Source organism: Nocardia sp. NPDC051570, assembly GCF_044454005.1.
Taxonomy (GTDB): Bacteria; Actinomycetota; Actinomycetes; order Mycobacteriales; family Mycobacteriaceae; genus Nocardia.
This window is the reverse complement of sequence record NZ_JBITDI010000002.1, coordinates 750,300-759,566: the sequence shown is the minus strand read 5'-3', so window position 1 is coordinate 759,566 and position 9,267 is coordinate 750,300. Positions and strand designations below refer to the sequence as shown.

The following is a 9,267-nucleotide window of genomic DNA, read 5'->3' as shown; positions in this document are numbered from 1 at the left end:
ACGGGTCGCCCCGCCATACCCGACGACCCGGATACCATCGAAAAACCAATCCGAACCCGATCAAGCCAGGCCGCTACCGCCCTGCAAGATCGAGGTTAAGGCCTGACTTACATCACCGGCTGGTCGGCTGGGTTCTCAGTACTGTCGTTTGTGCCGAACCGCCAATGCGGAGCGGACTTTTGACTATTAGTGCTCATGGAGGTTTTCGCCCAATGTCGACCGCTGCCAATCGTCGCAACTCTCGCGGGAAGCATCGCGCCGCACAGTCGCCCACGAAAGGTGCACCCGGACTGTTCGCCACCATGGTCGCGGGCAGTCTGCTCGTACCCGGCGCGCTGAGCCTGGCGACCGCCGCTCCTGCGTCGGCCGCTGCTCCGAGTCTCGGTTTCAAGGCGCCGGTCCAGGGTTACGACAGCGACGGCAGGGCGATCATCCACTACAACAACAAGATCAACGATCCTGATATCGAGAATGCCGTCAAGAACTTCAACTCCACACCTGGTTTGAACTTCATCTTGAAACCCGGATCGGGCCGGGGTGCCATCAATATCAGCCGGGGTCAGTTGGACCCCGGTGTGGCCGGTCTGGGTGGGATGGACGAGAGCGGCCCGTTCGTCAAGATCGATGCCAACAATCGCGCTTTGGATTCCGCCGACCGGACCGAGGTCGCCGGGCACGAACTTTTGCACGCCATGGGTCTCGACCACAACGACAGTGGTTGCAGCATCATGGCGAGCGTGGTCAATAGGTGCAACAGCGGCCCGACGCCCCTGCACCGCAACGAGATCGACCAGCTCAACAGCATGTACAAGCGGGGGAAGCCGTCGTCCAACCAGAGCACTCCGGGGAAGAACACCTCGAAGCCGGGTGATCGGCCGGATAGCCAATCGCAGCCGAAGCCGCCCTCCCGCCAGCCGGGCAAGGATGATTCGCAAAGTCGGCCGGGCAAGGACGGCGGTGATGATTCGCAGAGTCGGCCGGGCAAGGATGACGGGGACGATTCGCAGAGTCAGCCGGGCAAGGACGGCGGTGATGATTCGCAGAGTCGGCCGGGCAAGGATGGCGGTGATGATTCGCAGAGTCAGCCGGGTCAGGATGGCGGGGACGATTCCCAGAGCCAGCCGGGTCAGGATGGCGACGATGAGATGCAGAGCCAGCCGGGCAAGGATTCCGGGGATGATTGGCTGAGTCAGCTGGGTCTGGATGGTGGCGATGATTCGCAGAGTCAGCCGAGTCAAGACGGTGGGGGCGATGATGAGATGCAGAGCCAGCCGGGCAAGGATTCCGGGGATGATTGGCTGAGTCAGCTGGGTCTGGATGGTGGTGACGATTCGCAGAGTCAGCAGAGCGAAGATGGCGGGGGTGATTGGCTGAGCCAGCTGGGCCAGGATGCCGGTGGTGATTGGAAGAGCCAGTCGGACGAAGGCGGCTGGGACAGCCAGCCCGGTGGTGGCGGATTCGATTGGTTCGGCGACAGTCAGGGCCGGGATATCGCCGACGCCGGTGACATGTTCAGCGGGGGCGATCGCTCCGGCGGTGGTGACGGATTCGATTGGTTCAACGGCGGTGGACTCGATAACTTCGCTGATATGAGTGGTGGATTCGCCCGCAGCGGCCTGTTCTAGGCTGTAGCAGAAGGGTTCTGATCGCCGATCCGAACTGTCCGGCCGGCCCCGGTTACCCGGGTCCGGCCGCTTTCGTTTCGGCATTGAGGGAGTGGGCCCATACATCGCCTGCGGTTTCGGTGTGGATTTGTGAGAGCTCGTTTTTCCGAAGCGAATCCATTCGTTCGTCATCGGAAGTCTCTCCGGTATGGATACTTTCGATTCCTCCTTCTCTCGAATTCGAAGTGAATCACTGTTTGTAGTGATACTCTTCGGCGCAGCGGGGCGGGAGTCAATCGAGAGTTCTACTGCCGCAATGCAACCGAGATTCCAGATTGAGCTTTTCCATAATTGACCTCAGTCGATAGAAAGGCTAACGATGGCGAACCCAACCCTTGCGAGCCGGGCGCTCGGGCGGCAGTTGCAGAAGTTCCGTGAGCGGGCGGGGCTGTCGGAGTACGCGGTGGCGCGGGCGGTGGAGACATCGCCGCAGACGTATGGGCGGCTCGAGGACGGGGTGAAGCAGAACGTCCCGAGCATGTTGATCAACGCGCTCAGTGACGCGTTGGGGGTGAGTGATGAGGAGCGGCGGCAGTTGCTCGCGCTTGCGGATGAGGTTCGGAAGGAACGGAACTCCGAGGGCCGATGGTGGCGAGCGTTCACCAACAAGATCCGACCAGATCTTGATCACTTCTTCGGATTAGAGGAGACCGCGCGCAGGATAACCACATTGCAGCTCACCCTCGTCCCCGGGCTGCTGCAAACGGTGGAGTACCGACGACAGCTCGCTTGGGCCGAGTTCCCCAACCGAACGCCCGAGGAGATCGATGGGCTCCTCGCGCACTTCAATCAGCGTCAACAGCGACTTACGGATCCACAATTCGAGTTCGAAGCATTCGTCTCGGAGTCGGTTCTGCGAGAGCCGACGGGAGGGCCCGGTGTGATGGGGGACCAGTTGCGGCACCTCGTCGAGTTGGGTGACCAACCGAACGTATCTATCAGGGTCATACCGATCGGCACGAATCCTTTTCCCGCTACTATCCATTCATTCGTGTGGCTGGACTTTCCGATCCTTGCGAACACGAAGCTGATCTCACCACCGGTTGTGTTCGTCGAGGGGTATCTGGGTGCTCTGTACCTGACAGACGAAGACCAGGTCGGCAAGTATCGGGAGGTGATCCCGAGGATTGGGCGTGTAGCGTTGGATGCGGATGTAACCAGGGACCTGATCCTGACGATCGCAAGGGAGTTCTCGTCGTGAGTCTCGACCTATCCACGGCAAGATGGTTCAAGTCCAGGCGGAGCACTGCCAGCGGCGAGTGCGTCGAGATCGCCCATCTGGCCCAGGACATGGTCGGCGTCCGCGACTCCAAGAACCCCACGGGCCCAGCCCTACTCTTCACCCCCATCGAATGGGCCGCCTTCACCGCCGACCTCACCACCGGCCGCTTCGATCACAGCTGAACCGCCCGCGCCGAATCCGTTCTGGCACTGGCGGTTCAGTGTGTCGGGGGTGGGCTAGCGGACGAAGCGCACTCCGTGGAAGTCGGCGTGCTCTTCCTTCTCGTGGGCGTTCAGTACCCGAGTGATGTTGCCATTGCAGTCGCGGTCGTCGAAGAGCAGCGCACTGCCGTCGGTCCGGTTGTCCGCGCGCACCGCGTGACCGTCGATGGGGTAGCAGCGGTTCTCGTCGGGGTTCTCGGATGCCCTCTTACAACTTGTAGCCGATGGTTCGCAGCAGCTGCCTGCGGTCGGCCTGGTCCTGCGGTCCCTCCACGCCGAGCGGCGGCTGGCCGTCGATGACGCCGACGATGCCGCGGCCCAGGGCGGTCTCGGCGATGAGGACCTCCACCGGATTGGCTGTGGCACAGAAGATTCCGCAGACCTCGGGAACCCGGCGGATGGCATCGAGGACGTTGACCGGATAACCCTCGCGCAGGAATACGATGAACGAGTGGCCCGCTCCGACGGCCGTCGCGTTCTTGGTGGCCAGCTCGGTCAGGTCGGTGTCGTTGCCCGAGTGGCGAATCAGCCGGGGGCCGGAGGCCTCGCAGAACGCCAGCCCGAACTTCAGGTGCGGGCTGGTTCCGACCAGGGCCTCATGCAGATCCTCCACGGTCTTGATGAAGTGGGACTGGCCGATGATCACGTTGAGGTCGTCGGGTTTGTCGATGCGCACCGCAGTCAGCTCCATCGGTCCATGATGCGCCGATCGGGTTCGCCGACAATGGGAATTCGATCAGGTCACGGTAGGGGAGGCAGGAACTTCCGCGAAGGGTGAAGTCAGCGAAGAGCGACCGATCGCGGAGTTGGCAAGGTGGATGGCTCCCGGCCGGTGAGCCGAGGAGCCATCCCGTCGTTATGCGTTATCGAGTCACCATCGGTGGCAGCGTCCGTCCGGACGTCCCCAACGGTCGTGTTCGTCGTTGTGCCAGTAGCCGTTTCGGTCGCAGCGCCAGTCGTTGTTCCATCGGTCGTGCGAATCGTGGTAGCCCGGACGGCCGAAGCCGCCCCAGTTGGGGTCGCCGCCCCATCCCGGGGGCTGCTGGTGTGTTATGCCCAGGGGGGTCGCTGCGGTAGCCGCGGGTGCGGCAACCATAGCCGGGGCGATCATCAGAGCACCGACTGAGGCCGCAGCGAAGATGCCGCAGGAAAGCTTTTGCCTCACAGTGAGAGCCTCTCGTGTTCTATCGGGTGCACCGGGTACCGGTGCGCAGCCGACGCTACTCGGCGGACCGTGCTTCGACGGCCGGATTCCTGGCTGGTCGGGTCATTCCTAGCGGTTTGTCAGCCAATTGACAGAAAGCCCGGAAACTGTCGACCGAAGCTCCCGTTGCCAGGCCCGAGGTGCCGTCAGGTGGATCGGGTGGAGGTGAGTTCGGCCGAGGCTGAGGCGGTCAGGCCCATGCGCTGACTGGATTGTGCGACCTTGCGCAGGACCAGTTCGGCCTCGTCGCGGTGACCGGTGGCGGACAGCGCATCGCCGTACACCTGCATCGCCTGCACCCGGCGCACGGGGGCCGAGACCTCGGTGAGCGCCCGCACGGCCTCGGCGGCGATCGGCACCGCCGCTTCGGCGTCGCCGCCGAGGAGCATCACCTCCGCCAAACGTGCCAGGGCCCAGCCCTCCTGATGTCGACGCCCGTCACGGCGAGCCGCGTCGAGCGACCGCTCGCACAGTGCGCGCGCGGTGACGGGGTCGCCGCAGTGCAGTGTCGCGAAACCCAGTTCGTGCAGTGCCATCGACTGGATCCGGAGGCTGCCGACCTGCCGCCCGATGGTCAGGGCCCGTTCCGCGGCGTCGATGGCCTCCGGCCAGCGGCGGGCCTCGCAGCAGACGCGTGCGATGGTCGCCCAGCTGATTCCCTCACCGCCATCCCAGAATTGGGACTGCATCTCGATGGCACACCGGAAATGTCCCACGGCGGCATCGGGATTCGCCTGGTAGGCCATGGCCGTGCCGAGGATCACCTCGGTGATGATGACCCCGGCCCGGTCACCCACCTCCCGCAGGACCGTCCCCGCGCGGCGGAGTGCGCCGACGACGCTCAGATCTCCCATGCCGATCAGCTGGGCCATCGCGGTGCTCAGCTGTGCCCGGCCCATGGTCTGGCGGTCGCCGTCGGCCTCGGCCGCCCGGCTCACTATCGCGAGCGCCCGTGCCAGCTGGGGCTGATGCTCGCCCACGTCTCCTCCGACCGCGAGCGACAGCGCGAGATCGACTGCGAGCGTGCGGGTTCGGGCGTCGGTGGACTCGGCGACCTGGCGATACAGTGCCACCAGTCCGAATCGTTCGGTCATCGCCCATACGGTGCACTGTCGTTCGTTGGTGAACTTCTGCCCGGCCGCTCTGGTTTCGGCGTAGTAATCGATGCCCAAGCCCGGATCACGCATCGACACAATGTTTTTCGCACTGGCGAGATAGAAATCGACCAGTCGGAGCAGGGCCTGCGGCCATTCCTGCTGATGCGCCGCATCCGCCACCCGGCGCGCGTAGAGACGTAACAGGTCGTGATACCGGTAGCGGCCCAGTTCGGGTGTTTGCAGCATGCCCAGATCGACCAGCGTTTCGCAGAGCCGTTCGGCCTCGGTCCGATCGCGGTCGAGCAGGGCGGTGATGGCGGCGATGGACAGATCGGGGGCGTCGGAGAATGCGACGAGGACGAATGCGCGGGCCAGCTCGGGGTCGAGGCGGCGGTAACTGGCGCGGAAGATGACCTCCACGCTGGTGTTGCCGATCGTGAGTTCGGACAGCCGTCCGAATTCGTCGGCCAGGCGCTGGGCGACCGTGGTGAGCTGCCAGGTCGGCCGGGTGGCGAGCCGCGCTCCGGCGATGCGCAGCGACAGGGGCAGGTGACCGCATGCGTGCAGGATCTCTTGTGCCGCATCGGGTTCGCTGATCATCCGCGCCGCGGACACCATGCCCTCCAGCAGGGTCCACGCCTCGTCCGAGGTGAGGACGTCGAGCGGGACGAGCCGCGCGCCGAACAGTTCGGCCAGGCTCGAGCGGCTGGTGATGAGTACCGCCGCCGTCCGGGTGTCCGGCAGCAAGGGGGTGAGGTGTGCGGTATCGCGCGCGTTGTCCAGGACCAGCAGTATGCGCTTGCCCGCAATGGTTCTGCGCCACAGTGCCGTTCGCTCCGCCGGATCCGGCGGCTGCTCACCGGGTTCGATTCCGATCGCGCGCAGTGCGACCGCGAGGAGCATATCGGTCGAGCGTGGATGTTCGTCCATGCCGCCGAGGTCGAGATACAGCGATCCGTCGGGGTAGCGGTGGCGCACCCGATGGGCGAGATGCACTGCGAGGGTGGTCTTTCCGATGCCGCCCATGCCGGTGATCGCGATCACCGGGCGGTGATCGGCGTCGGTGTCCAATGTCTGCACCAGTTCGCGCAGGAGATCTTCTCGTCCGACGAAATCGGCGATATCCGCGGGCAGCTGCGCCGGGGGGCGCGTCGAGGTGGAAGGTGTTCGGTCGGCCCGCAATTCGTGCGCGGTATCGGAGATCAGCGATGTGGCCGCCAGGATCTGCTGATGCAGCCGAATGATGTCGGGTCCGGGTTCGAGACCGAGTTCGTCGGCGAGTATGCGGCGCGCGTTGCGGTACACCTCGAGGGCTTCGACGCGACGGCCGCCGCGGTACAGCGCGATCATGAGCAGTTCGTGCCATCGCTCGGTATGCGGTTCGGCCACGACGAGCGCCTGTAACTCCGCGACGGCGGCGCCGTACCGGCCGAGGTCCAGTGCGACGGTGATCGTGGCCTCGCGCAGGACCGAATGCAGCCTGTGCAGTCGCGCGCGTTTCTGTTCCGCCCATGGCCCGGGCAGGCCGACCAGCGGATCGCCGCGCCACAGCTGGTGTGCCGCGTTCAGTTTGGCCTCGGCCTCGGTATTCGCTCCCGCGCGCCGGTCCGATTCGGCGGCCGTGATCAGGCCGTCGACCGTGACGACATCGACGTCGACCGGCAAGCCGAGCCGGTACCCGCCGTGGGTCGACTCGAGCCATGCGGCGCCCGCGCCCGCGGAGCTGTGGCTGTCGAATTGCCGTCGCAGCGTGAGGATGTGATTGCGGACCACATTGGCCGCGGATCTGGGCGGTTGGTCATCCCAGAGGCGTGCGGACAGCTGTGCCGTCGACAGGGTTCGGCCCGGATCGTCCGCGAGCATGGCCAGCACCGCGAGCGACTGCGGCGCAATGAGATCCAGGCGATGATCACCCAGCCACGCCTCGACCGGTCCCAGCATCAGTAGCCGAAGTGTTTCGGGCTCGGTCCCCTCACTACCCGAGCCGTGCTGCGCTGCCACTCAAATCCCTCACATTCGGACCGGACAATGCGGACAGCCTAGTGTGCGGCGAAGTGCAGCGGGGGAACGGCCGACCTCGGGCGGTGCGGGTAGCCCGAAATCAGCTGGCACCGTGCCGATCAGTACTCGAGGTCGGTGGCCTGTTCCTCGAGGGTCCGTGCGTCGGCCAGCCGGTAGGGCCCCACGGGCTGTCGCAGTTGCAGGGGTTCCACGCCCTGTTCGTTCGTCAGTGGCGCGACTCCGAGGAACGGCTGCTGGACCTCCTGGGCGGGGACCTGTTCCTCGAGGGTCCGTGCGTCGGCCAGCCGGTAGGGCCCCACGGGCTGTCGCGGTTGCAGGGGTTCCACGCCCTGTTCGTTCGTCAGTGGCGCAACTCCGAGGAACGGCTGCTGGACCTTCTCGGCGGGGATCTGCGCCCGGGGGAAGTAGCCGGGGTGCGCCGGGATCGACTCGGGGTCTTGCCCCGGGATCGGATCCGTGTACGCCGGTTTGCTGAGAGGGGTTGCCGCCCTGAGGGTTTCGCGCCGCAGGGTCTGTGTCGGCTGCAAGGGGGCTTGCACGTGCTCGAAGGGTTGCAGGGGGGCGTTGTTGTTGCGTTCGACGGCGTTGCGCCTGCTCTTCCCCGCCTCCTGCTCGTTCTTCTCGAACGTGGCCGCCGTGTCGCGGAGGTTGTTCGCGTTTTGGGTGAGGACGCCCACGAGCCCGGACAGTGATTCGAAGGTGTTGTCGCGGTTCTTCTTATAACCCTTCTCCCCGTCGGCGAACTTCTTCCCGGACTTGTCGTCGCCCCACGGCTCGCCCTTGCTTTCGGCGGCCGACTTCAGGGTTTCCAGCAGCTTCTTGGCGTCGGCGGCCGCGCCGTCGAATTCCGTTGCGGCGCTGCGCAATCCTTGCGGATTGATCTCTACGGGCTTATCCATTGTCATCCTCGGTTGTAGTGTCCGCCGCGAGTCGGCGCCTCAGCGGCCCGTTCGTCGAGGGCCGGGCCGTCGGGATTGAGCCGGTTCCACAGGTCGGTCAGGCTCGCGGCATTGTTCGGCGGGAATCCGGCCGGGACGGCACCGGCGGCGGAGTCCTCGGCCGCGCCGATCCATCGCTGGATCGCCGCGAACGGCGTCCGGCCCTGCGCGGCCGCCTCGTTCAGCCGTGCGTCCCAGACGAGCAGACAGTCCAGATCATCACCGGCCACCTCGAGGCGGCGTTCGAAGCCTGCCGCGTGCTGATCGGCCGACGCCCACAGGTAGCCGATGAACTGACCTCGGCGGAGTACCGGCAGATAGATCACCGGCCGACGGGTCCAGCGGCTGTAGGCGGTCCGGGTGTCGGTCATCGGTGCTCCATCGGCAGTACCATTTCGAGGTGCTTGTTTCTCGGTCGTCCGTTGAATGTCGGCTCTATATGGATCTGCATGCCTGCTCGTGTGGCGAGACAAGTTTCGAGCCCGGACATGTGTTGCGGGAGGACGAGGAAGGTCGTCTGCTCGCGGTGTACTCGGGTAGCTGTGCCCGCTGCGGACTGCCGCGACAATTCACTTTCGTTCTGGATGATGAGATGCCGCCCTCGCCGCCCGCATTCGGTGGCGCCGCCGCATCGCGGATCATTTGTCCCGGTGAATTCCTGGTCGTCGCCGAGCAGGCTGCCGCGCGGGATCGCGACCGCACCGCTGTGGCCACCGCGGTGGCGGCGGTGGAGGAAGTAGTGAAGTTCATCCCCGATGCCATGGATGCCGTTCCCGCGGAAGCGTTCACCTCGTTGACCGGTCGTGCCGCTTATGTCCGCGAACCAGGGAGATTCGCTCGTGCGCGACTCGAGGCGACCGCGAGTGCCTATCGGGAGGCACTGGCGTCTCGCGGCTAGG

At 65.2% G+C, this 9,267-nt stretch carries 9 protein-coding genes; 4 read left to right on the top strand and 5 right to left on the bottom strand.

Translation table 11 applies throughout. From position 1 onward, the window contains the following. The 3 genes from ACIA76_RS07000 to ACIA76_RS06990 all read left to right on the top strand — a co-directional run. Positions 1-1,625: matrixin family metalloprotease (locus tag ACIA76_RS07000; RefSeq protein WP_397149369.1), on the top strand; the 1,625-nt coding region annotated here is incomplete at its 5' end. 358 nt (positions 1,626-1,983) lie between these two features. Further along, entirely contained in the window at positions 1,984-2,865 is an 882-nt protein-coding gene (locus ACIA76_RS06995; protein ID WP_397149367.1) for a helix-turn-helix domain-containing protein, read from the top strand. After that, positions 2,862-3,068 carry a DUF397 domain-containing protein gene (locus ACIA76_RS06990; RefSeq protein ID WP_397149365.1) on the top strand — a complete coding sequence of 69 codons (207 nt, stop codon included), beginning with the start codon at positions 2,862-2,864 and terminating at the stop codon, positions 3,066-3,068. Before ACIA76_RS06995 ends, ACIA76_RS06990 begins: the two co-directional genes overlap by 4 nt. Before the next feature lie 54 nt (positions 3,069-3,122). Here ACIA76_RS06990 and ACIA76_RS06985 read toward each other — a convergent pair whose 3' ends face one another. The 5 genes from ACIA76_RS06985 to ACIA76_RS06965 all read right to left on the bottom strand — a co-directional run bounded on the left by ACIA76_RS06985 (position 3,123) and on the right by ACIA76_RS06965 (position 8,739). Continuing rightward, positions 3,123-3,260: a hypothetical protein gene (locus ACIA76_RS06985; protein ID WP_397149363.1), complete on the bottom strand. Its 138-nt coding sequence runs from the start codon at positions 3,258-3,260 to the stop codon at positions 3,123-3,125. A 55-nt stretch (positions 3,261-3,315) separates the two neighbouring features. Continuing rightward, complete coding sequence (locus tag ACIA76_RS06980) at positions 3,316-3,798, bottom strand: adenosine-specific kinase (protein ID WP_397149361.1); 483 nt, start codon at positions 3,796-3,798, stop codon at positions 3,316-3,318. A 659-nt stretch (positions 3,799-4,457) separates the two neighbouring features. After that, positions 4,458-7,409 (bottom strand): BTAD domain-containing putative transcriptional regulator, encoded by a 2,952-nt coding sequence (locus ACIA76_RS06975; protein WP_397149359.1) that lies wholly within the window; start codon positions 7,407-7,409, stop codon positions 4,458-4,460. A 119-nt stretch (positions 7,410-7,528) separates the two neighbouring features. After that, positions 7,529-8,329, bottom strand: a complete 801-nt coding sequence (locus ACIA76_RS06970; RefSeq protein WP_397149357.1) for a WXG100 family type VII secretion target — start codon at positions 8,327-8,329, stop codon at positions 7,529-7,531. A 2-nt stretch (positions 8,330-8,331) separates the two neighbouring features. Beyond that, positions 8,332-8,739 carry a hypothetical protein gene (locus ACIA76_RS06965; protein WP_397149355.1) on the bottom strand — a complete coding sequence of 136 codons (408 nt, stop codon included), beginning with the start codon at positions 8,737-8,739 and terminating at the stop codon, positions 8,332-8,334. 29 nt (positions 8,740-8,768) lie between these two features. Between ACIA76_RS06965 and ACIA76_RS06960 the strand changes: the two genes are divergently transcribed. Beyond that, positions 8,769-9,266 carry a hypothetical protein gene (locus ACIA76_RS06960; RefSeq protein WP_397149353.1) on the top strand — a complete coding sequence of 166 codons (498 nt, stop codon included), beginning with the start codon at positions 8,769-8,771 and terminating at the stop codon, positions 9,264-9,266. Position 9,267: the final 1 nt, after the last annotated feature.

What these genes read in the sequence shown, in the direction of transcription:
- ACIA76_RS06995 (WP_397149367.1), top strand. Translation starts at nt 1,984, where the DNA reads ATGGCGAACCCAACCCTTGCGAGCCGGGCGCTCGGGCGGCAGTTGCAG.
- ACIA76_RS06980 (WP_397149361.1), bottom strand. Translation starts at nt 3,798, where the DNA reads ATGGAGCTGACTGCGGTGCGCATCGACAAACCCGACGACCTCAACGTG.
- ACIA76_RS06970 (WP_397149357.1), bottom strand. Translation starts at nt 8,329, where the DNA reads ATGGATAAGCCCGTAGAGATCAATCCGCAAGGATTGCGCAGCGCCGCA.
- ACIA76_RS06965 (WP_397149355.1), bottom strand. Translation starts at nt 8,739, where the DNA reads ATGACCGACACCCGGACCGCCTACAGCCGCTGGACCCGTCGGCCGGTG.